General features: G+C 68.4%; 13 protein-coding genes. 7 read left to right on the top strand and 6 right to left on the bottom strand.

Going from position 1 to position 22,176, the window contains the following annotated elements; translation table 11 throughout:
- Positions 1-6: 6 nt before the first annotated feature.
- A complete protein-coding gene (locus ABS78_RS00865) occupies positions 7-1,071 on the bottom strand; it encodes an isocitrate/isopropylmalate family dehydrogenase (protein WP_293373923.1) in 1,065 nt (354 codons plus the stop codon).
- Positions 1,071-2,891: an aconitase/3-isopropylmalate dehydratase large subunit family protein gene (locus ABS78_RS00860; protein WP_293373921.1), complete on the bottom strand. Its 1,821-nt coding sequence runs from the start codon at positions 2,889-2,891 to the stop codon at positions 1,071-1,073. The genes ABS78_RS00865 and ABS78_RS00860 overlap by 1 nt, the downstream gene beginning before the upstream one ends.
- Positions 2,892-3,072: 181 nt before the next feature.
- Between ABS78_RS00860 and ABS78_RS00855 the strand changes: the two genes are divergently transcribed.
- Positions 3,073-4,512, top strand: a complete 1,440-nt coding sequence (locus tag ABS78_RS00855) for an MFS transporter (RefSeq protein WP_293373919.1) — start codon at positions 3,073-3,075, stop codon at positions 4,510-4,512.
- A gap of 30 nt (positions 4,513-4,542) precedes the next feature.
- On the opposite strand, the gene ABS78_RS00850 is transcribed toward ABS78_RS00855, so the two are convergent.
- A complete protein-coding gene (locus ABS78_RS00850) occupies positions 4,543-5,346 on the bottom strand; it encodes an IclR family transcriptional regulator (protein ID WP_293373917.1) in 804 nt (267 codons plus the stop codon).
- A gap of 265 nt (positions 5,347-5,611) precedes the next feature.
- On the opposite strand from ABS78_RS00850, the gene ABS78_RS00845 reads away from it, so the two are divergent.
- The gene (locus ABS78_RS00845; RefSeq protein WP_293373915.1) at positions 5,612-8,890 is read left to right on the top strand and encodes a TonB-dependent receptor; all 3,279 of its coding nucleotides are present in this window, start codon (positions 5,612-5,614) and stop codon (positions 8,888-8,890) included.
- Here the strand turns inward: ABS78_RS00845 and ABS78_RS00840 are convergent.
- Positions 8,876-9,328 carry a MarR family transcriptional regulator gene (locus tag ABS78_RS00840; RefSeq protein WP_293373913.1) on the bottom strand — a complete coding sequence of 151 codons (453 nt, stop codon included), beginning with the start codon at positions 9,326-9,328 and terminating at the stop codon, positions 8,876-8,878. The two genes, ABS78_RS00845 and ABS78_RS00840, sit on opposite strands and share 15 nt — an antisense overlap.
- A gap of 101 nt (positions 9,329-9,429) precedes the next feature.
- On the opposite strand from ABS78_RS00840, the gene ABS78_RS00835 reads away from it, so the two are divergent.
- Positions 9,430-10,692, top strand: a complete 1,263-nt coding sequence (locus ABS78_RS00835; RefSeq protein WP_293373911.1) for a hypothetical protein — start codon at positions 9,430-9,432, stop codon at positions 10,690-10,692.
- Positions 10,693-10,701: 9 nt separating this feature from the next.
- Here ABS78_RS00835 and ABS78_RS00830 read toward each other — a convergent pair whose 3' ends face one another.
- The gene (locus ABS78_RS00830; protein ID WP_293373909.1) at positions 10,702-11,661 is read right to left on the bottom strand and encodes a phosphoribosylaminoimidazolesuccinocarboxamide synthase; all 960 of its coding nucleotides are present in this window, start codon (positions 11,659-11,661) and stop codon (positions 10,702-10,704) included.
- A gap of 388 nt (positions 11,662-12,049) precedes the next feature.
- Between ABS78_RS00830 and ABS78_RS00825 the strand changes: the two genes are divergently transcribed.
- The gene (locus ABS78_RS00825) at positions 12,050-13,549 is read left to right on the top strand and encodes an MFS transporter (RefSeq protein WP_293373907.1); all 1,500 of its coding nucleotides are present in this window, start codon (positions 12,050-12,052) and stop codon (positions 13,547-13,549) included.
- A gap of 7 nt (positions 13,550-13,556) precedes the next feature.
- Positions 13,557-16,841, top strand: coding sequence for a carboxyl transferase domain-containing protein (locus ABS78_RS00820; RefSeq protein ID WP_293373905.1), 3,285 nt, complete (start codon positions 13,557-13,559; stop codon positions 16,839-16,841).
- A gap of 48 nt (positions 16,842-16,889) precedes the next feature.
- Here ABS78_RS00820 and ABS78_RS00815 read toward each other — a convergent pair whose 3' ends face one another.
- A complete protein-coding gene (locus tag ABS78_RS00815; RefSeq protein WP_293373903.1) occupies positions 16,890-18,512 on the bottom strand; it encodes an AMP-binding protein in 1,623 nt (540 codons plus the stop codon).
- 162 nt (positions 18,513-18,674) lie between these two features.
- Here ABS78_RS00815 and ABS78_RS00810 point away from each other — a divergent pair, with 162 nt between their 5' ends.
- Entirely contained in the window at positions 18,675-21,227 is a 2,553-nt protein-coding gene (locus ABS78_RS00810; RefSeq protein ID WP_293373901.1) for a TonB-dependent receptor, read from the top strand.
- A gap of 26 nt (positions 21,228-21,253) precedes the next feature.
- Positions 21,254-22,144, top strand: coding sequence for a phytanoyl-CoA dioxygenase family protein (locus ABS78_RS00805; RefSeq protein ID WP_293373899.1), 891 nt, complete (start codon positions 21,254-21,256; stop codon positions 22,142-22,144).
- Positions 22,145-22,176 lie beyond the last annotated feature (32 nt).

Below are 22,176 nucleotides of genomic sequence, written 5' to 3'. Positions count from 1 at the left end.
CGGGCCTCACAGTTCGCCGATGAGCGCGCGGCAGAAGTCGCCGGTCGTCGCCGAGCCGCCCTGGTCCGGCGTCAGCCAGCGACCCGCCGCATAGACGCGGCCGAGCGCTGCGCGCAGGCGCTGGGCGCCGGGCTCCAGTCCGATGTGTTCCAGCATCATCGCGCCGGCCAGGAGCGTCGCCGTGGGGTTGACGCGACCACGCCCGGCGATGTCGGGCGCGGTTCCATGAACCGGTTCGAAGTAGGCGTAGTCCGGCCCGTAGCAGCCGCTCGGCGCCACGCCCAGGCCGCCGGTCAGCGCCGCGGCGGCGTCCGACAGGATGTCGCCGTACAGGTTGGGCAGCAGGATCACGTCGAACCGGCCCGGCGCCATCACGAGCTTCTGGGCGAGGTCGTCCACCAGCAGCGTGTCGAATGCGATGTCGGGATAGTCGGCCCCCACGGCCCGGGCGACCTCCACGAAGAGGCCGTCGCTCTGCGGCAGCATGTTCCACTTGGCCCCCGCCGTGACCCGGCCTGGCCCGCCGGCCGCCTTTCGCCGCCGGGCGACCTCGAATGCGAACCGGGCGATACGCCGCGAGCCGGCCTCGGTGATCGCCTTGATGGCGTAGCGGCCTGGTCCCAGCTCGTGCGCCTTGCGGCGCAGGGGGCGGCTCGCCAGATCGAGCGGTTCGAGATCCCGCAGGTCGCCCTCGAGGCGCACATAGGCGTCCTCCAGGTTTTCCCGCACGATCACCAGGTCGATGTCCTCCGGCGCCCGCAGGGGGCTGGCGCATCCCGGCCACCAGCGGGTGGGCCGGACGTTCGCATAGGCGTCCTTGCCCCAGCGCAGGTATGCGAGCGCCGCGAACGATCCACCGTCGGTCGCGCCGAAGAAAGTGGCGTCCGCCGCGTCGATGCCCGCGCGCGCCTCGGGCGACAGGCCGGCCTGGCCGTCGGCGCCTGCCGGGACGGCGGCGAGCGGGAAGCTGAAGTCGGCGGCGAGCGCCATCTGTTCGAGGACGCCCAGGGCCGCTTCCATGGCCTCGCGCCCCCCGTCTTCTCCGGGAATGACCGCTATGCGTTTGCGCATCAGTTCGCCGCCTCCAGCTCGGAGACGCCTGGGGCGCCGGATGGCCAGAGTTCCCGTGGATCGGTGATCCTGCCCGTGACGGCCGACGCCGCCACGGTGGCGGGCGAGGCGAGGTAGATGTGGGCGTCGGGGCTGCCCATCCGCCCGCGGAAGTTCCGGTTCGTGGTCGACAGGCAGACCTCACCCGGCCCCACCACGCCCCCGACGCTGCCCGCGCAGGCGCCGCATCCCGCCGGCGTGATGTGGGCGCCCGCCTCGATCAGCGTCTCGATGTAGCCGCGACGAAGCGCCTCGAGCATCACCGTCTGCGACGCCGGCGTGACCACCAGCCGTGTCCCCGATGAGACACGGCGGCCGCGGAGCAGCGTCGCCGCGATCGCGAAATCCTCCAGGCGGGCGTTGGTGCAGGAGCCGAGAAAGGCTTGCTGGATGGCGACGCCCGCACACTCTCCGACCGGGCCGCTGTTGGCCGGATCGTGCGGCCGCGCCACGTACGGCGGGATCGCCGAGACGTCGATTTCGTGCCGCGCCGCGTAGGTCGCGCCCGGGTCGGGGCCGAAAAGCTCGAGGTCGGCGGACGTCCGCGGGCGCAGATACTCGAGCGTGCGCGCGTCGGCGGCGAACATGGCGAACTTCGCGCCCATCTCCACCCCCATGTTGCAGAGGGTCATGCGGCTCGAAACCGTCATCTGGTCGGCCCAGGCCCCGCCGAATTCGACCGACCGGTACTGGGCGTGATCGCTGCCGAACCTATGCAGGAGGTGGAGGATGATATCCTTGGCCATGACGCTGGCTCCCGGCCGGCCGCCCAGCTCGAAGCGGACGCTTTCCGGAACCTGAAGCCAGGTTTCCCCCCGGGCCAGGAGGTAGGTGAGGTCCGACATCCCGAGACCGGAACCGGCCGCCCCGACGGCGCCGTACGTGGTGCTGTGCGAGTCGCTGCCGAACATCAGGCTCCCGGGCAGGGCGTCGCCCTTCTCGACGATCACCTGGTTGATGATGCCGTCGTGCGGATAGAAGCGATCGACACCGAGTTCGGCCGCGATCTCGCGAATGCGGACATGGAGGGTGGCCGTTTCGGCGTTCGGCGCGGGGAAGGCGCCGGTCAGGGTCGCACTGACCCGGTCGGGATCGGGAAGCTTCGTAATGCCCGCCCGCTTCAGTTGCTGGGCGCAGTAGTAGAAGTACTCTCCGAGCACGACGCGATCGGCGCGCGCCATGACGAAGTCGCCCGGTCTGGCGTCCGCGCCGCCGGACGTGCGTTGCAGCACCTTCTCGGCCATCGTGCGTGCGCGGGTCGGGGCCGCGGAAGCCGCCTGTGCGGGACGCCGGGGAGGCGGATCGCCCAGGGTGTTGAGAATGCCGCCGGCTTCGAGGATCCGCAGCACCTCCGGGGTCGGCGGAGCGGTGTGGAGGGTCGAACCTCGCGTCAGGTTCCGCACCACGCCGGCGGCCAGGTCGATCTCCACCTCGTCGCCGTCCTCGACCGCGTCCGCCACGCCCGGACAGATGACGCAAGGCAATGCGACCGCGATGGCGTTCCGGTAGAAGATGCGCCCGAACGACTCCGCCACGACCGCGGACAGTCCGAGCCGTTTCAGGTTGAGCGGCGCCTGCTCGCGGCTGGAGCCACAGCCCCAGTTCCGTCCGGCCACCACCATGTCGCCAACCGCCGCTTCGCGCGCGAAGTCCGGCCGGGCAGGCAGCATCGCGGCGCGGGTCGTTTCCCAGTCGGCCGAGAACGTCCGCAGCGGCGCCAGCTGATCGGTGTCGATATTGTCCCCGAAGCGCCAGGCCCTGCCTGAAACCACCTTCCGCACTCCGGACTCCTGTAAGCTGCCTCTGGGACCCGCGCCCCTCGACTGCATAGCGCCGGACCGTCGGGCAGGACGATCACCGCGATGTCCGAGGCGTTCCGCATCGCGGGAAAGCCGTCCGCGGGCCCGGGGAGGCGGCGGTCGCGTCGGCTAGGACCGGCGCATCATCCGACGGAGCCGACACGTGAAGACCGCGCAGCAACCCGCTTCTCCGTCACGGGCGACGCTCTTTTCCTACGCGCTGGGCGCGGTTCCGTTCGGCATCAAGGACGGCGGGTTCTCGGCCTTCCTCCTGATCTTCTATGCGCAGGTGATGGGCGCGCCGACCCAGGCCGTGGGGCTGGTGATCATGGCCGTGCTCATCTTCGAGGCCTGTCTGGACCCGCTGGTCGGCCGCCTGTCCGACAACCTTCGGTCCCGCTGGGGCCGGCGCCACCCGTTCATGTATCTCTCGGCGATCCCGGCCGCGGTGACGTTCTGCCTCCTCTGGCGTCCTCCCGAGCACCTGGGCGAGGTTGGGCTGGTCGCCTATCTCGGGCTGATGGCGCTCCTGGTGCGCACGTTCATCACCGGCTACGAGATTCCCTCGGCGGCGCTCGCCCCGGAACTGGTGAGCGGCTACGACGCCCGCACTCGGCTTCTGTCCTATCGCTACCTCATGGGCTGGCTGGGCGGCCTGGCCCTCTACATCGCGGCGATGAAGGTGTTCCTCCGGCCCGACGCCGGCCATCCCGTGGGCCAGCTCAATCCAGCGGGCTATGCGGACTATGGGGTGGCCGCGGCCCTGGTGATGCTGGCGACGATGCTGGCGTCGGCGATCGGCACGCAGCGCCGGGTCCTGATCTCGCGGGCGCCTCCGGCGACCGGGCCCCAGTTGCGGCTCGGGCCCGAGATCCTCGCCGTGCTTCGGCACCGTACGTTCGCCTCGGTGCTCGCCGCGACCCTGTTCTGCGCCGCCGCCGCCGGCCTGTCCCGCGCAGCGTCGCTCTATTTCAGCCTCTACTTCTGGGAGTTCACCGCAGACCAGATCGCGCTCTTCGCGGTGGCGGGCGTGGGATCGGCGTTCATCGCGGTCGCCCTGGCGCAGGTGGTGGCCCGGCGGGTCGAAAAGCCGGTCGCGGCCCGCGCGCTTCTCGTCGTCGGCGCTGCGGTGGCGAGCGGCGCCGTCGTGCTGCGCCTGCTCGGAGTCCTGCCGGACAACGGCAGTCCCTGGTTGTTTCCCCTGGTGCTGACCCAGGACGTCGTCGCCGGCGCTTGCACGATCACGGCGACGATCCTGTGCTCGTCCATGGTGGCTGATGTCGTCGAGGACTGGGAGTTGAAGACCGGCCGGCGATCGGAAGGTCTGTTCTTCGCCGCCGTGGCCTTTGTGAACAAGGCGGTCTCAGGCATCGGAATCTCGGCGGCCGCGCTTCTTCTCGCGCTCGCGCAGTTCCCGCAGCAGGCCCGTCCGGGCGAGGTGCCGGCCGACGCGCTCCTGAGGTTGGGCATGACCTATGCGCCGGCGATCTTCCTTCTCTACGCCGCCGCCGCCTATGCGTTGCGCGGCTATGGCATCACCCGGCGGATGCATGAGCAGACGCTTCGCCGACTGGCGGAGCTGCGCGAGGAGAAGGGAGAATGAGGTGCGCCGAGCCGTCGAGGGCCCGCAAGGCTATTCGAGCGCCCAACCCGCCGTGTGGGCCGCGAGGCCGCGGGCGGCCTCGTCGAGGGTCGGGGCGAGCGCCTGCATCCGCATCTCGGGCATGCGGTCGGAGCGACCGCTGACCGACAGCGCGCCGCAGACCTGTCCCCGGGCGTTGAACACGGGGACGGCCACGCACCGGAGTCCCGTCACGCACTCCTCCTTGTCGAACGCGACTCCATCGTCGCGAACCCGACGGAGCTCATCCGCCAGACCGGCCCGGGTCGTGCGGCTGGCCGGCGTCAGGCCCGTCAGCCCGACGTCGCCGAGGAGCGCCTCGATCTCGGTCTCGCTGAGATGGGCCAGGAAGGCCTTGCCCACGGCCGTCGCGTGGAACGGCAGCGACTGGCCAGGCCGCAGCGGACCGCGGCCGGTCGCGCCCTCGAGCTGGGCGGCGTAGTACAGCGCGCCGCCCACGGGGACGGCGAGGCTCACCGTATCGCGCACCTTGAACTGCAACGCCCGGAGCAGGGGCCGCGCCAGTCGCGGCAGGCCGCGAAGGCGGCCGTAGGCGTTGCCCAGGGAAAACGCCCTGACGCCGACGAGCCATCGATGCGTGGCCGGATCGAACTCGATGTACCTGAGAGTGCTCATGGTCGTGAGCAGGCGATGGGCCGTGGAGCGCGGCAGATCCACCAGCCGCGCGAGTTGGGTGAGCTTCAGGCCTTCGTCGTGCGCCGCGAGCTGGTCCAGCATCGCGAACGCTCGGACCAGCGACTGGACAAGCTCGGCGCCGTCCTCGCCGCGCGCGCGCGGCGCGTCGGTTGAACTCATATCCGGCCTCACCAAAGCGGTCGTCCTCTCTCGCGAAAGGAGGTGCGCTGCTAATATATATCTGTCAAGATGCATCTTCTCGGATGCGGATTGAGGGGGTCGCGAGCGGCCGTCCCGCCATCCGGAAAAGTTTGGGGGCGACCGTTGCCGCGTATCGGCGCCACGCCCTAGCCATCGCGGCGAAGCGCCACCGAGAAGGCGAACGCCACGAACGGAGCGCGCCAGCCCGGCCCCTGAGCCGGAGGCGGAACATGGAGGGGACGAGATGAAGAAGTTGCAACGGCTCCGGTCGATTCTGCTGCTGGGTGCGGCCCTGCCGACGGCCGCCTGGGCCCAGGCGGCGCCGTCCGAGGTCGAGGAGCTCGTCGTGACGGGCTCGCTGATCGCCGGCACGCCGGCGGATGCGCCATCGCCCGTGACCGTCATCGGTCGGGAGCAGATCCAGGCGCAGGGCGCGGCGACCATCTGGGACGTGGTCAAGAACCTGGAGAGCAACCAGGGCTCCACCACCAATTCCAATCCCGACGAGAACGGGACGATCGAGGGCACGGCCAACATCAACCTGAGGAATCTCGGCCAGAACTCGACCCTGACCCTCGTCAACGGCAAGCGCCAGGTCGTGGCCGCGGCCCTGACCCAGGACGGCAGCGAGTTCGTGGACATCAACGCCCTGCCGGCCGTGATGATCGAGCGGATCGAGGTGCTCACCGACGGCGGTTCGGCCATCTACGGCTCCGATGCGGTGGCCGGTGTGGTCAACCTGATCATGAGGGATCGCTTCGACGGGCTTGAACTGAGCGTCGGGCGACACGTGATGAGCAGCGGTTCGAACCCTGCGGACACCACGTTCTCGGCCGTTGCGGGCCGGAGCCTGAACGCCGGTCGGACGCGCATCGTGGTCGGGGGTGAGTATTTCGAGCGCGACGCCGTCCGGCTCCGCGACACGCCCGGCTTCGACCCTTCGAGCACCCAGGTCTTCAACAGCGTCTCGAAGGTCGCCGGCATCCTCAGCGGCACGCCCAACCCGATCTGGATCAACCAGCCCCTCACGACGCTGCGCCGGTCGCTGGATCCCTCCTTCGGCGCCACCAGCGTGCTCTACACCGACCCCCTGTGCAGCCAGCTCGGCTTCACCGCCGACCGGGCCTTCGACCCGAGCCAGAAGGCCTCGACCCCCGGGTCCGACTGCGGGCAGGACATCACCCATCTGCGCTTCGTGAACCCCGCGCAGAAGCGATTCAGCGGCGCCGTGTCGTTCGCTCACGAGGTAAGCGATTCCTTGAAGCTCTACGGGTTTGCGCAATACGCCCACAACTCGGTCCGCCGGGCGGATACGGGCGGCATGCGCTCGCAGGGACCGGCGCTGATCCTTCCCACCGGCAGTCCGATCTTCGGTCTCGGATCGAGGAGTACGGGGGCGTTGAATCCGTCTCTGGCGCCGCCGGTCATCGGCAACGTCCCCAACGATCGCGCGAACGGCGGTCTGGGCGTTCCGGCCCTCGTCTACTTCAACACCGATTTCCCGTTTTCGGGGGGCGACGACTCGCGGAACACGTCGACCACGCGCGGCCTGCAGTTCGGGCTGAAGGGCGATTTCCCCGCCTTCGGGCGGTCCTTCCGCTACGACTTTTCCTACAGCTACAGCGACACCCGGCTGAAGCGGGTCGAGCGCACCATCAACCGATACAACGCCGAACTGGCGATCAACGGCCTGGGCGGTCCCCGGTGCGTTCCCAACGGGGTCACGACCTACAACCTCAACTCGGACCCGTTCTTCGGCAACGCGACGCTCAACAACATTCTGTTCCGCGAGTACCAGCCCGGCTTCCCGCAAAGCCTGCGGGAGACCGTCTCCCTCGCCGTCACCAGCACCAATCAGGGGCAGGGCGACTGCCACTTCCTCAATCCCTATCTGACCGCCTTGAGCAACCCGGCGCTCGCGAACGATCGCGAGATGCTGGACTGGATCAGTCCGCTGGTCCCGGCTTCCGACCGGCGCAACGAGTTGCAGTCGTTCGATCTGGTCGTGAGCGGCGATCTGTTCGATCTTCCCGGCGGCCAGGCGGCCTTCGCCGTCGGCCTGCAACGCCGCGAGGAGGACAAGCGGGCGCTGTCCTACGACCTGGTGGAGCCAGGTCTCCAGACGCTGGTGACCTACGCATCGTCTTCGCGGCCGGCCACCTTCCGGTATGCCGCCAACGACGCGTTCTTCGGCGGCTACTTCACACGGTCGTTCCGGGACCGCCGTACGGTCGACGCCGCCTTCGCCGAACTCCAGCTGCCGTTCCTGGAGTCGATCCAGACGCAGTGGGCGATCCGGTACGAGGACTACGGCGGCGGCATCGGCGCCGAGACGACGCCCAAGGTCGCCGTTCGCTGGCAGGCGCTGGAAGCCCTGGCGTTCCGCGCCTCCTATTCGAAGTCCTTCCGCGCCCCCAACACGGGCATCGTGTTCAACGGCAACGGCGCGGACAGCGCGATGGTGATCGACCGGCTGTCGAGCCAGGACGTACGGGCCGGACTGAGGCCGGCGACCGTGCAGAACGGCCAGAACACCAGCATTTTCTTCCGTTCCCTGGCGTCGCCGAACGTCAAGTCTGAAACCGCCGACACCTACAACGTCGGCCTGATCTTCCAACCGCGGGGCGGGGCGCTGGACGGCCTGTACGTGTCCGTCGACTACTGGAGGTTCGACTTCAGCGATCGGGTCGTGCCGCAGCCGATCGTCCAGGCGCTCGACGCCGAGGTGGCCCGGTTCAACGCCGCGGTCGGAAATCCCGCCAACTACGTCGAGGCCGCGTCGACCGCGCTCGGCGTGGCGAACCCCTACGTCGCTTGCAATCCCAACGCGTTGCGGGCGGGCCTGGTCCGGCGCGATTGCATCGTGGACCCCCGCCTCTACGCCACGGACGGCGTGTCGCGGGCGCTGACGCAGGCCGCGACGCTCCAGACCGTCGACATCGTCTCGGTCAACGCCGGGCGTGTCCTCACCGATGGTGTGGACGTGGCGGCGCGCTACCGCTTCGGAACGGACTGGGGCGACATCCTGCTGGAGGGTGGGTTCACCTATGTGAACCAGTACAAGATCCGCGGGCTTCCGGGCTTCGAGGACGGCTTCCTGGGCACGGGCGTGACGGACGCCGCCGGCACCACCGGCGACGGCAAGATCGCGCGTTCGCTGCCGGACAAGAAGGGCCATGTGTCCGCCACATGGAGCCGGGGTCCCGCGGCGGCGAACGGCACGGTCCGCTATGTCTCGGGCTACGACAATCTGGCCTATGAGGCGACGATCGACGACGCCCAGCCCGGCATCCTTGCCCTGGCCACGCGGCGGTTCGACTCCTACGTCACCTTCGACGTTCAGTTCGCCTACGACTTCGCCGAATGGCGTGGGGGCGTCGAGGGCCCGCGGCTCACGGTCGGGGTTCTCAACCTCTTCCAGAACAAGCCGCCGTACTTCGTGGAGAACGACCAGCGTTACGATCCCACGGTGTACGACCCGCGCGGACGGCGGTTCTACCTCAACGTCTCACAGCGGTTCTGACTCTCGGGCGCGTGCGGCCTGTTTCAGCCTCTCATGGAGAAGCTCGAGCGCCTGGAGGACGGATCGCCGTTCCCGGGCGCTCAGGTTCACGCCGAGGGCCTGCAATACGGTGTCGGCCGAAGCGCCCATTCCCGCCAGGACCTCGGCGTCGAGGGTGGCGCTGGACGTCAGGATCGATCGGCGGCGGTCCGTCGGGTCCGGCCGCGCGTCGATCCGCCCGCGCTCGCGCCATTTCTGGACCGCGGCCGAAACCCGGCTCTGGGCGATCTGCGTGCGCCGGGCGATGTCCTGAATCGAGGTCGGGGCGGACTCGACCAGATCCTGCAGGATGATCCGCTCCGTGGCCGGCAGTTCGGCGAGTTGCTCCTGCGGATCTATCGCATGGCGGGCCGCCGCCAGGAGATGCCGGGCCACGAAGTAGACCGCCGCAGAATCCATTTCCGTTCTCTCTATATGCATCTTAGAAGATGTATCCATCTTCCACAGTCCGGGCGACGCCGCAATGCGCGTCGCGTCCGGCTGACTTCGCGGAGGCTTCGATGAGGCTGGTGCTTCTTTCCCTGGCGGCCATGCTCGTGGCCGCGCCATCGGGCTATGCGACGACGCCCGGGCCTGGCTCTGTCCCCGGACCGGGACCTGACGCCGCGCGCCTGGAAGCCGACTTCCTGGCCTTCGATCCCGGATATGTGGAGGCGCGTCGCAAGCGGACCGACGCCACGCGCACCCTGGCGGCGACGCTGATCCGGGGGGAGCGAAAGGGGCGGGTGAACACCTGCGCCCATCAGATCCTGTTCGAGGTCATCTCGCTGATACCCACCTCCGCGGATTTCGAACGCATCGACGAGCGCATCGCGGCGCTTCAGGCGGCCATGACCGCTCCGCAGGACGATCGGCCGGACGCCGACGGCCTGTGGGGAAGCTGCTTCAACCAGTGGTATCTCAAGCTCTACGCGACCTACGATCGTCTCTCCACGCAGGGCGCGCCGCCCACCGAGCCACAGCCGCTGCCCGCCTTCCTCGAACCGGTCGCGACGCCCGAAAAGCTCCGCCGTCGCCTCGAGGCGCTCGCCGTTTCGGATGTGCGGACCACCGGGCTCGATCACGGCCGGGAGTACAACGAGACTCTGTCCGTCCTGATCCGGATGCTGGTCCATGGCCGGCCCCAGAACTACAGCCCCGATCCGGCCCTGCGACAGGCGCTGCTCGATATCGTGGCGCAGCAACAGGATCCTGCGACCGGGTTCTGGGGGCAGCAATATCGGCAGGAGGACGGCTTCCGCTTCGGCGGAGACCTCAGCACCACCTTCCATGTGATTTCGTACCTTCGGGGCGAGGTGCCGAACTGGCCCCGGATCATCGAGACGACCCTGGCGGTTCGGGACTACGACTATCCGCAGGGCTGGCGGTGGCGCGGACGCTACTGGAACCACATGAGCATGGATGTGGTCACGATCTTTCAGTACGCGTGGCCGCACGCCACCGCCGACCAGCGGGCGCGGATGACGACCGAGATCGAAGCGATGCTCGCGTGGTGCCTCACCGAATCCCTGCAGGCGGACGGCTCCTTCGAACCGAGCCTGGCCGACGGCTCGTCGCAGGATAGCCAATACTACGGGGCGTCGTTCCTGGCCCGGATCGGCTACTTCGATCCCGCGCGCCGCTTCTGGACGGACCGTGAGTTTCCAGAGGCCGCCGAGGTCCGAGAGCGGATCCTGAAGTACGTGCGGGCGCAGGTCGGAACAGGGTCCAGCGCCGGCTACAGCGGCGTCTTCGAGGCGCTCGGGGCCAGCCCGACGCCCTGAGCGGCGCGGTCAGGGGCGGTAGGGCGCCAGGTTGCGGCGGATGCGATCGAGCACCGGTTCGCCCGCCGCCGGTGGCTGAAACGTCTGGCCCGTGATCGTCTCGAAGGCGTCAACGTAGACTTTCGAGGCGCCGGCGACCAGTTCGTCCGGGATCTCGGGAATGGGATCGACATAGGGATCGCAGCGGGCCGCGACCCAACTGCGCACGTAGTCCTTGTCGAACGAGTCCGGGCGCTCTCCCGCGGCGAACCGCTCGGGATAGGTTTCGCCGATCCAATAGCGGCTGGAGTCCGGGGTGTGGATTTCGTCGGCCAGGACGATCCGGCCTTCCGTGTCGAGCCCGAACTCGTACTTCGTGTCGACCAGGATCAGTCCCCGGTCCTCGGCGAGCCGCCGGCCGCGATCGAACAGCGCCAGGGCGTAGGCCGAGACGGTCTCCCACTGCGTCGCCGTCAGCAGCCCGCGGGCCAGGATTTCGTCCGCTGTCAGCGGCTCGTCGTGGCCCCCGTCGAACGCCTTGCTGGTGGGCGTGATGATCGGTTGAGGCAGGCGCGCATTGTCGCGCAGGCCGTCCGGAAAGGTGTGGCCGTACAGGCTGCGCCGACCCTGCTTGTAGAGGCTGAGGATCGAGGTGCCCGTCGTTCCGGCGAGATAGTCGCGCACCACGATCTCGACCGGAAGGATGCTCAGCCGCCGTCCCACGACCACATTGGGGTCGGGATAGTCCAGGATGTGGTTCGGGCAGATGTCCGCCGTCTTCTCGAACCAGTATCGGGCCGTCTGTGTCAGCACCTGACCCTTGTGGGGAATGGCCGCCAGGATCCGGTCGAAGGCGCTCAGCCGATCCGACGCGATGATGATGAGCCGCCCGTCGGCGAGGTCGTAGGTGTCTCTCACCTTGCCCCGATAGTGGTTCGGGAACTCGGGAAGATGGGCGTCGGACAGGGCGGATGATGTGGCCGGGAGCATAGGCCCGGTATTGCAGTGAGGTCTTGCGCGTCAAGGCGCCGCCGCCATGCTTCACGGTGCGTGGATTCCCGAGGACTGGCGTCGCTCTGCGCGATCGTGCCGGCCGTGTGGGTTTCGTGGCGAGAATCCCGCAGGCGTGGGGGCGTCGCGCAACGCTTGCGGCCATCAAGATAACTCGTTACCAAGCTGGGCGCGGCGTTCCTCCCCGTTGCGAAACTCAAGGGACGCGAGGCGATGGTCTCCGTCTTTCGGGCGGCTCTTCCCCAGGGAGCCGCCCCATTTCGGCGCCCGAGCGGGACGGTTCTCCGACAGGTTCCACTTGACCCGACGCCTCGGGGTCGGCGTTACTGGTAACAAATTACCAACAACAGATGGGGCGGGGATCTTCATGGCGAGCGTGGTGGAGGCGGCGAGCGACCCGAAGCCGGCGAACCTTTCGGAGAGAGAAGGACGCCTGCCCCTGGCCACAAAGCTGAGCTACGGCCTGGGCGAGGCGGCGGAGGGCGTGAAGACCGCCGCCCTCGAGACGTTCCTGTTCTTCTTCTATGTCCAGGTCGTGGGCCTGTCGGGCTCGCTCACGGGGCTGGCCCTGCTGATCGCCCTGGTGTTTGACGGGATCACCGATCCGATCATCGGCAACATCTCGGACAACTTCCGATCCCGCCTGGGCCGGCGACATCCGTTCCTCTACCTGGCGCCGGTTCCGCTGGCGATCTGCCTGTTCCTGCTCTTCAGCCCCCCGGACACGCTGGGCCAGTGGGGCCTGTTCGCCTGGCTGCTGGGATTCACCGCGGTGGGCCGGTTGATGCAGTCGTTCTACTTCGTGCCCCACATGGCTCTGGGCGCCGAACTGAGCAGCGACTTCAAGGAGCGGGTGTCGGTCAGCGGCTATCGGGCGATGTTCGCCTATATCGGGCGGCTGGCGGTGCTGGGCCTTGCGTTCAGCCTGTTCTTCCGCCCCACCGAAGCGTTTCCGAACGGCCAGCTCAATCCCGAGGCCTACCAGCCCCTGGCGCTGTTCTGCGGCGCCATCGTGATCGTGGTGATCTTCGTCTCGGCTCTGGGCACCCAGCGCCGCGCCCAGGAAGGATATGCGCGCGGCGCCGCGAACGGCAGCCTGGCGATGGGCAGTGGGGGCCTGATCCGGAACCTGCTCACGGCGTTCCGACTGAAGGCGTTCACGATCTATTTCGTCGCGATCCTGATCTCGTACGTGCTGGGGGGCGTGCAGGCGGCGCTGAACATCCACTTGAACACCTACTTCTGGAGGCTGCCGCCGACGGGCGTCCAGATGGTGCTGGTGGCCAATGTCTTCGGTTTCATGGCCGGCGCCTTCATCGCCCGCGCGCTGGCGCACCGGTTCGACAAGAAGCCGGTCTATGTGGCGTGCGTGGTCTTTTCGGTCATCGTCCCGGCGGCAACGATCGGCCTCGGGCTGGCGGGGGTCATACCGCTGGAGGACAAGGGGCTGCTGACCGTCATCCTGGCGACCAGCACCTTCGTATCGGGCTTCATCGGCGGTCCGGCCGTCGTGGTGGCGGGCGCCATGCTGGCGGATGTGGCCGACGCCTATCATCACCGGTTCCGCGGGCGATCCGAGGGCTTCCTGTTTGGCGCCAGCGCGTTCACGCGCAAGGCTTCGCTAGGCGTCGGCGGCGCGATCGCGGGGGTGGCGCTGGATGTCATCCGGTTTCCGCGGGGCGTTCCGGTCGACGCCGTGCCGCACGAAGCCACGGTGCAACTGGCCGTTCTCTACGGCCCGGCCATGCTGATCTTCACCTGCATCTCGATGAGCATCATGTGGGCCTACCCGCTCAGCCGGCAGCGGCATGCCGAAATCCTGGCCGACCTGGAGCGCGAGGAACGCGCGGCGATGCAAAGGCAGTAGGGGTTCCGTGGAAAAGCTTCTGATCGCCAATCGCGGCGAAATCGCCATCCGCATCGCGCGTACGGCCGCGCGGCTGGGGCTCCCGACCGTCGCCGTGCACTCGGAGGACGACGCCCGCGCCCTGCATGTGCGCCGGGCGGACGAGGCCGTGGCGCTCAGCGGCGTCGGACCGGCCGCATATCTGGATGCGGCGGGCGTTCTTGCGGCGGCCGCGGCCGCCGGCGCCGACGCCGTCCACCCCGGCTACGGCTTCCTCAGCGAGTCGGCGGCGTTCGCGCGGGCCTGCCGAGACGCCGGCCTCACCTTCGTGGGGCCGGAACCCGAGACCCTCGACGCGTTCGGCGACAAGGCCGCGGCGCGTCAGATCGCCCGCCATTGCGGCGTCGCCACCCTGGACGGCACACAAGGGCCGACGAGCCTTGCCGAGGCCGCTGCGTTCCTGCGCGACCTGGGACCTGGCGGCGCCGTGATGGTCAAGGCTGTGGCCGGCGGCGGCGGGCGAGGCATGCGGCCCGTCGAGCGGCCCGAGGACCTGGCGGCGGCCTATGAACGCTGCGCCTCCGAAGCGCTGTCGGCCTTCGGTGTCGGCGACCTCTATGTCGAACGGCTGATGCCCCGCGCGCGTCATATCGAGGTGCAGATTCTGGGCGATGGCTCGGGACGGGTCATCCACCTGTGGGATCGCGACTGCAGCGTCCAGCGCCAGCGCCAGAAGATCGTCGAACTGGCGCCCGCCCGAGGACTGGACCCGGCGGTGCGGCTGCGGCTGTTGGAGGCGGCGGTCGAGCTGGGTCGGGCGGTGCGCTATCGTGGGGTCGGCACGATCGAGTTCCTGGTGGAGCCGGGCGGCGGACACGCCTTCATCGAAGCCAACGCCCGGCTCCAGGTGGAGCATACCGTCACCGAAGCGGTGACGGGCCTGGATCTCGTAGACCTCCAGCTCGCGGTGGCCAGCGGGCGCAGCCTGGCCGACCTGGGTCTCGCCGATGGCCCGCCGCCTGTGCGCGGCGTCGCGGTCCAGGCCCGGGTGAACCTGGAGCGGATGGCCGACGACGGGACGGCGCGTCCGGCCGCCGGCGTCCTGGCCGCCTACGAGCCGCCGTCGGGCGCCGGCGTCCGCGTGGATGGCTTCGGCTACACCGGATACGCGACCAGCGTCCGGTTCGATTCCCTGCTGGCCAAGGTGATCGTCCACGATGCGGCAGGCGACCAGGCCGCGCTCTATCGCGCCGCCGACCGGGCGCTGGCCGAGTTCCGGATCGAAGGCGCGCCGACCAACATCCCGTTCCTGCGCGCCATCCTGCGCGATCCGGTCTTCGTGGCGGGGGATTGGACCACGGCGCTCATGGAGACGCGGGCCGGCCAGCTGGCCGCCGCCGCGGAGCTTTCGGCGCCTTCGGTGAACTTCGAGCTGGACGCCTCGGGCGCCGCCGACACTCGCGCGGCCGACGTGACGGGGCCGCCCGGAACCCAGGCGGTCGAGGCGCCTCTTCAGGGAACGGTGGTCAGCCTCGCCGTCGCGGTGGGCGCGGAGGTCCGGGCGAACGAGCCCGTCGCGGTGCTGGAGGCCATGAAGATGGAGCACCTCGTCGCCGCCGGCGTCGATGGCGTCGTGCGTCTCCATGCGGTGGCGGTGGGCGACACCGTGTCGGAAGGCCAGAGCCTGGTGTTCGTGGAGCCGGCCGACCTCGGCGAGACGGCGGCCGACGATGGCGACGCCATCGACCTCGACCATGTCCGCCCCGACCTGCGCGAGGTCCTCGACCGGCACGACCTTCTGCTCGACGTCGCCCGACCCGAGGCGGTGGCCAAGCGGCGCAAGCTGGGCTTCCGCACAGCGCGCGAGAATGTGGACGACCTGTGCGACCCAGGTTCGTTCGTGGAGTACGGGGGGCTGGTGATCGCCGGGCGCCGGCTGCGCAATCCGGTCGAGGAACTCATCCGCACGACGCCGGCGGACGGCATGGTCACCGGCGTCGGCCGGGTGAATGGCGACATCTTCGGCCCTGAGGCGTCCCGCTGTGTGGTGATGTCGTACGACTACATGGTGCTGGCCGGCACCCAGGGCATGAAGAACCACGAGAAGACCGACCGCCTGTTCGAACTGGCCGAAAAGTGGCGGCTGCCGGTCATCTACTTCTCGGAGAGCGGCGGCGGGCGGCCCGGCGATACCGACCGCGTCTCGGGCGGCGGCATCTTCAACGTGAAGGCGTTCATGCTGCAAGGCCGCCTCAGCGCCCTGGTTCCCCAGATCGGGATCACCAACGGCCGCTGTTTCGCCGGCGCGGCGGTGCTGCTGGGCTGTTGCGACGTCATCATCGCCACCGAAGGTTCCACCATCGGGGTCGGTGGGCCGGCCGTGATCGAGGGCGGCGGGCTGGGTGTCTATACCCCGGACGAGGTGGGGCCGCTCTCGGTGCAGGTTCCGGGCGGGGTCGTCGATATCGTGGTCCGCGACGAGGCCGAGGCGGTCGAGGCGGCCAAGCGCTATCTGTCGTACTTCCAGGGACGGCTGCCGACGTGGTCGTGCGCCGACCAGCGGCGACTGCGCCACCTCATCCCTGAGAACCGGGTGCGCGTCTACGACATCCGCGAGGTGATCGAGACGCTGGCCGACGAAGGAACGGTGCTGGAACTGCGCAAGGGGTTCGGACTGGGCATGGTCACCGCCCTTGCGCGGATCGAAGGCCGGCCGGTCGGGATCATCGCGAACAATCCGGCGCACCTGGGCGGCGCCGTGGACTCGGAGGCCGCCGACAAGGCCGCCCGCTTCATGCAGCTCTGCGACGCCTTCGATATTCCCCTGGTGGTGCTGGCCGATACGCCCGGCAACATGGTGGGACCCGAGGCCGAGAAGACCGGGCTGATCCGCCACTGCTGCCGGATGTTCGTGACGGGCCCCAACCTGACGGTGCCTGTGTTCACCATCGTGCTGCGCAAGGGGTACGGCCTGGGCATCCTCGCCATGGCCGGCGGGTGCTCGCACGCTTCGTTCTTCACGATCGCCTGGCCGAGCGGCGAGTTCGGCGGCATGAACCTGGAGGGTTCCGTGAAGCTGGGCTACCGCAAGGAACTGGAAGCCATCGCCGACCCGGAGGAACGCGAGGCCGCCTTCCAGAAGATGGTGACCAACGCCTACGAGCAGGGCAAGGCCCTGAACGTGGCCATGGGCTTCGACTTCGACGACGTGATCGACCCGGCCGAGACGCGGACATGGATCGTCGCCGGTCTCGAAAGCACGCCGATCCCCCGACGCGAGGGCAAGAAGCGGCCGTTCATCGACACCTGGTGAAGAGTCGGCATGCCGAGGCGGGCGCCCCCGCCTCGCGCCCGGTCGGTCTCAGCGGGGGATTTCGATCCCGGCGGCCTCGCGGTCCCAGACATCGGGGCCGAGGCCCGCCTCCCGCAGCACCTTCTTGCGCACCTTCTGGGTGGGCGTGAGGGGCAGGGCGTCCATGAACGCCACATAGCGCGGCGTCATGAAGCGCGGCATCCGCGGAATGAGCCAGCGGATCAGGTCCTCGGCCGAGAGCGATTGTCCGGCGACGCGCTGGACCACGATCTTGATCTCCTCGTCGGCGCCGGCGTGCTCGTTCTTCTTCACCGCGACCGCGGCCGAGAGCGCCACCGCGGGATGCGCGTTGACGTAGGCCTCGACCTCGAAGCTGGAGATGTTCTCGCCACGCCGGCGGATGGCGTCCTTGATCCGGTCGAGGAAGAAGAAGTTGCCGTCGGCGTCGCGGTACATGGCGTCGCCCGTGTGGAACCAGCCGTTGCGCCAGGCTTCCGCGGTGGCCTCGGGATTGTTGAGGTAGCCCGCGTTCATCACCCAGGGACGGTCGGCGCGGACGATCAGCTCGCCGGGCTGGCCGTCCGGTACGGGCTGGTCGTGCGCATCGACGATGCGCGCGTCATAACCCTCCCGAAGAACGCCGCAGCTCATCCGACCCGCCTCGTCGTGGACGGCGGCGTCCCAGTCCCGGAACTGGATGGGCGAACTGACCTCGGTCATGTTGAACACGCCAAAGCGCCGGCAGCCGAACCGGCGCGCGAACGGCTCGGCCGCGGGGTCGCGGTAGGGGGTGAGCAGGAATTTCAGCGGCCTTTGCGCATCGTCGGGCTGCTCGGGCTCGGCCAGCCAGTCATGGACCACGCCGCCGACGGTGACGCCGAACTGCAGATATTCCGAGGCCACGGCGCTGCGGCTGATGAAGGGACGCATCAGGTGTCGGCCGCCGCAGAGCGCCGCCAGGTAAGGGAACACCTTGGCGCCGACATGGTAGGTCGGGCCGGCGTTGTAGACGACCTCGTCGGGCCCGAAGTCCTCGATCCGGAACGATCCCGTCACCATCGCGTGCATCTGGGCCCAGGGCAGGCGGACGGCCTTGGACGGCCCCGTGGTGCCCGAGGTGAAGAGCACGTTCATGATGTCCCAAGGCGCTGGGATCTCCAGGTCTGTTGGCGCTTCGGCTCCGGCGAGGAAGGCCTCGCCGGCCGTGACCTCGAAGTCCGCGCAGGGTCGGGCCGGACCGTCGATCACCACGATGGCGCGAAGATGCTCCAGCCGGTCGGCCACCTCGGCGATCCGATCGAGGAACCGGTCCAGGACGAGCACCACCCGGGCCCGGGTCAGGTTGAGGGCGTGGGCCAGAAGGTCGCTGCGGTAGTCGGTGTTGACCGGCGCCTCGACGGCCCCGAGCCAGGCCAGTCCCAACCAGCCCAGAAGGGACTCGATGGTGTTGTACTGCATGGTGACCACGTGGTCGCCCGCCGACACGCCCGCGCGCCGCCAGGCGCCGGCCCATCGCTGCGCCGCCGACACGGTCTCGGCATAGGTGAGCGTGCGTCCTTCGATGTCGACGACATAGGCCTTGTCCGGGGTGGAGTCGGCCCTCTCCGTGAGGGTGCGGATGAGGCTCACATCGGGCGTCCTCGCCATCTCCATCTTTCTGTCCGAGAGCATGCTTCCTCCTCAAGGGGCGTCGGGGCAGACGGCTTTTCAACGCCTTGCCTACCCGGGAATAACGCGTTACCTTCGGGCAATAAAACACGTTACCACTCAGCGAGCCAGGACTTCAGACAGGCGTCCAGAAGGCTGGGGTGGCGACAACCAGAGGGGGAATTCATGTTCACCAGAAAGCTCGCGCTCCAATACGGCTCGGCCATCGGCGTCCTCGTCGTCAGCCTGGCGGCACCGCCCGCACTCGCCGAGGTCGTGGCTGACACGCCGTCGGCGACGTCGCTCGACGAGGTCATCGTCACCGCCCGCCGGCGCGAAGAGAATCTTCAGGACGTGCCCGCGGCCGTCACCGCGGTCAGCGGGCAGGGACTTCAGGACCGCCAGATCTACAACGCCAGCGACCTTCAGGTTGTGATTCCGTCCTTGTCGGTCGGTGGCGCAAACTCGGTGTTCAGTCGCAACTCGGCCAACTACTCGATCCGCGGGATCGGCCAGGGCCTGTTCGGCGGCGGTTCGGTCACTTCCTATTTCGCCGAGGCGCCGTTCGGCCCGACCGGCCCTTCGATGCCGTTCTTCGACATCGGTTCGGTGCAGGTTCTGAAGGGGCCGCAGGGCACCCTGTTCGGCCGGGCGACGGCCGGCGGCGCCGTGCTCATCGGGCCCAATGCGCCGACCGCCGACGACTTCTACGGGTCGGTCAACGGCAAGTTCGGCAATCTCGACCGCAGCGACCTGAATCTGGTGCTGAACGTGCCGATCATCGAGGACGCCCTGGCGTTCCGCCTGGCGCTGAACCGGACCCATCGCAAGGGCTATGTCGAGAACACCATCACCGGCCAGCACATGGACGGCGACGACAGCCGCTCGCTGCGCGCCAGTCTGCTGTTCAAGCCGGCCGACTGGTTCAAGAACACGCTCTTCTACAACTACTACGACTTCGACTCGACCACGGCCGCCCGGGTCACGATCGGCGCCAACCTGGGTCTTGCGAACCTGAATCGAAACGCCGCCGCCTTCACCGCTGTCTGCGGCCAAGCCGTGCAGTTCGGCTTCTCGGCCGATGTGGCGACCTGCCAGGCGCAGCGGGTGCAGATCCTCGCCGACATCCGCGCGGCCCTGGTGACCGAGGTGGAGAACAGCCGCCGGGGTGGGGACAACCTGCGCCGGATGACCACGGGCACGGCCTATCCGAACCGCGAATACATCAACCGCCACGACCTCGTGAACACGACCGAGATCACCCTGCCGTCGGTGGGAGCCTTCGAGTTCGGCGTGAAGAACATCTTCAGCTTCCAGCAGGCCCGCAACCTGGTGGCCGGCAACTACTCGGCGACCCCGTTCGACCTCAACGCCTCGGCGTTCGGCACCTCCAGCCAGTCGCAGTGGATCAACGGCCAACTGGTCGGCGACACCGGCAAGTTCAACAAGACGTTCACCAACGAATTCCAGATCAACGGCTCGGTCTACGACAACGCCCTGATCTGGATCGCGGGCTACTACTATCAGAACCAGCCCGTCTCCGAGGGCCTGCGCGGCAGCACCAACCTCAACCGCACCTTCGGCGGCGTCGGCACGCCGAACCTGGGGCCCATTTCGGCGACGCCCATGGCGCTGGCCGGCCACAATCGCGAGACCGCCTACTTCGGACAGTTCACCGCCGACCTGGGACGGGTGGGCCTGGAAGGGCTGAAGTTCACGGCGGGCTATCGCAAGACCCACACCGAGGTGACGAACGTCAGCGCGGCGGCGGTGGTGTCCTATCCCTCTGGGCTGGTCACGCCGGGCGCCGTGAGCCGCTCGATCACCAAGGGCAGTGGCCCCGGCTATACCTTCGCTCTGGACTGGAAGGTCAACGACGACCTGCTCGTCTATGCCACGCGCCGTCGTGGCTACAAGCCGGGCGGTCTCAATACGATCCAGGGCGCTGCGGCGGTTCCGGGCTTCGTGCCGCAGTATGAATCGGAATCGGTGATCGACACCGAGATCGGGGCGAAGCTGGACTTCTTCCTGGGCGCAGCCCGCGGCCGCCTGAACGTCGCCGCATACAAGGACGACTATTCGAACATCCAGCGGGGCGTGAACGCGATCACCCCGGCCGGCCAGAACATCGCCTTCACCGCCAACGTGGCCGCGGCGACGATCAAGGGCTTCGAGGCCGAAGGCTTCCTGATGTTCGACCGGGTGAGTCTGATCGGCACCTACAGCTACACCGACGCCGAATATACGAAGTGGACCGGTTCGGATCCGCTCGGCGCTGCGCCTGCCGGGACCAACATCGACCTGTCCAACAACCCCTTCGCCAACACGCCGAAGCACAAGCTCAGCGTCACCGCGCAGTACGACGTGCCGATGCAGGAGGAGTATGGGGCGCTGAAGGGCTCGGTGACGGCTTCATGGCAGTCGCGGTCGTGGCTGAGCGACCAGGCCCAGCGCTACATCGAGGTCTACTCCAACAATCCGACCGTCATTCTGGCCGAAGGCTCGATGAAGGACACGGTGTCGGAACCGGGCTTCCTCGTCATGAGCGCTCGGCTTGACTGGACCGGGGTGTTCGGGCGCGAGAACGTGGACGCCGGACTGTTCGTCAAGAACCTCACGGACAAGACCTACGCCTTTGCCGGCGCGCTCGCGCTCCAGAGCCTCGGGGTCGCCCAGAAGCTGTACGCCGAGCCCCGCACGTTCGGGGTGGAGCTCACCTACCGCTTCGGCGCCCGCTAGCCGCCCGAGAGGAAGGAGACCAGACCATGAGAATCTCGGACTGCGGGGCGTCGCCCCACGCCGACGCCATCATGCGTGAGATCGCCCGATACGACCTGTTCGAGCATGTCGTGGAACTCGAAGCGTATGGCTTCACCGTCGTGCCGCCCGAGAAGATCCGGTCGGCGGACGGCTTCGCCGAGCGGTTGCGCGACGCCATGCTGCGCACCTGCGAGAAGCGGAACGGCATCCCGATCGGAGATCCGCTGACGGCTTCGCCGTCGAAGGCGGCGATCGATCCCAACAAGTGGGACGTGCTGGAGGAGGACGAGGTCTTCGTCGAGGCTGCGACCAACCCGGTGATGCTGGCCCTCGTTCGCTGGCTGTTGGGCGAAAGCGCGATCCTTTCGGGGCAGACCTGGATCATCAAGGGCCGCGAAGGTCGCACTCACGCGCTGCACAGCGATTCCCACGGCATTCCGCCGGGCGGCGGCAGCATCGCCCACATGTGCAACGCCTCCTGGCTTTGCACCGACTATGCGGGCGAAGAGGATGGTCCCACCATCTTCGCGCCGGGCAGCCACAAGTACGGCCGGGCCACCCTGCCGTACGAGGCCGACATGGAGACCTCTCCGATCCGCACCGTTCCGCTGATCGCCAGGGCCGGTTCGCTGGCCATCTGGAACGGCGCCACGTGGCATGGCTCGCTGCCGCGCAACAAAGACGGCCTGAGGATCACCCTGGTCCAGAACTACATGCGCACCTACATGCGTCCTCAGGCGCTGTACGACCGTACGGTCTCGGCCCAACTCCGGCAGAAGTATCCGGAACTGGACCGGCTGGTGGGCCGGCCCCTCTATCCCTACGTCGATCCGCAGAACGTGGACGGTGAGCGCGTGGCGCCCTTCATCCATACGGGCACCGACCCCTACGCCTGACATGCGCGGCGCGCCTGGGCGACCTCGGGGTC

This window comes from Phenylobacterium sp. SCN 70-31, assembly GCF_001724605.1.
Classification (GTDB): Bacteria; Pseudomonadota; Alphaproteobacteria; order Caulobacterales; family Caulobacteraceae; genus Phenylobacterium.
Note: the sequence above shows the minus strand (reverse complement) of the source record. Positions and strands in the feature narration are given on the sequence as shown.

What these genes read in the sequence shown, in the direction of transcription:
- ABS78_RS00865 (WP_293373923.1), bottom strand. Translation starts at nt 1,071, where the DNA reads ATGCGCAAACGCATAGCGGTCATTCCCGGAGAAGACGGGGGGCGCGAG.
- ABS78_RS00850 (WP_293373917.1), bottom strand. Translation starts at nt 5,346, where the DNA reads ATGAGTTCAACCGACGCGCCGCGCGCGCGCGGCGAGGACGGCGCCGAG.
- ABS78_RS00845 (WP_293373915.1), top strand. Translation starts at nt 5,612, where the DNA reads ATGAAGAAGTTGCAACGGCTCCGGTCGATTCTGCTGCTGGGTGCGGCC.
- ABS78_RS00840 (WP_293373913.1), bottom strand. Translation starts at nt 9,328, where the DNA reads ATGGATTCTGCGGCGGTCTACTTCGTGGCCCGGCATCTCCTGGCGGCG.
- ABS78_RS00835 (WP_293373911.1), top strand. Translation starts at nt 9,430, where the DNA reads ATGAGGCTGGTGCTTCTTTCCCTGGCGGCCATGCTCGTGGCCGCGCCA.
- ABS78_RS00830 (WP_293373909.1), bottom strand. Translation starts at nt 11,661, where the DNA reads ATGCTCCCGGCCACATCATCCGCCCTGTCCGACGCCCATCTTCCCGAG.
- ABS78_RS00825 (WP_293373907.1), top strand. Translation starts at nt 12,050, where the DNA reads ATGGCGAGCGTGGTGGAGGCGGCGAGCGACCCGAAGCCGGCGAACCTT.
- ABS78_RS00815 (WP_293373903.1), bottom strand. Translation starts at nt 18,512, where the DNA reads ATGCTCTCGGACAGAAAGATGGAGATGGCGAGGACGCCCGATGTGAGC.
- ABS78_RS00810 (WP_293373901.1), top strand. Translation starts at nt 18,675, where the DNA reads ATGTTCACCAGAAAGCTCGCGCTCCAATACGGCTCGGCCATCGGCGTC.
- ABS78_RS00805 (WP_293373899.1), top strand. Translation starts at nt 21,254, where the DNA reads ATGAGAATCTCGGACTGCGGGGCGTCGCCCCACGCCGACGCCATCATG.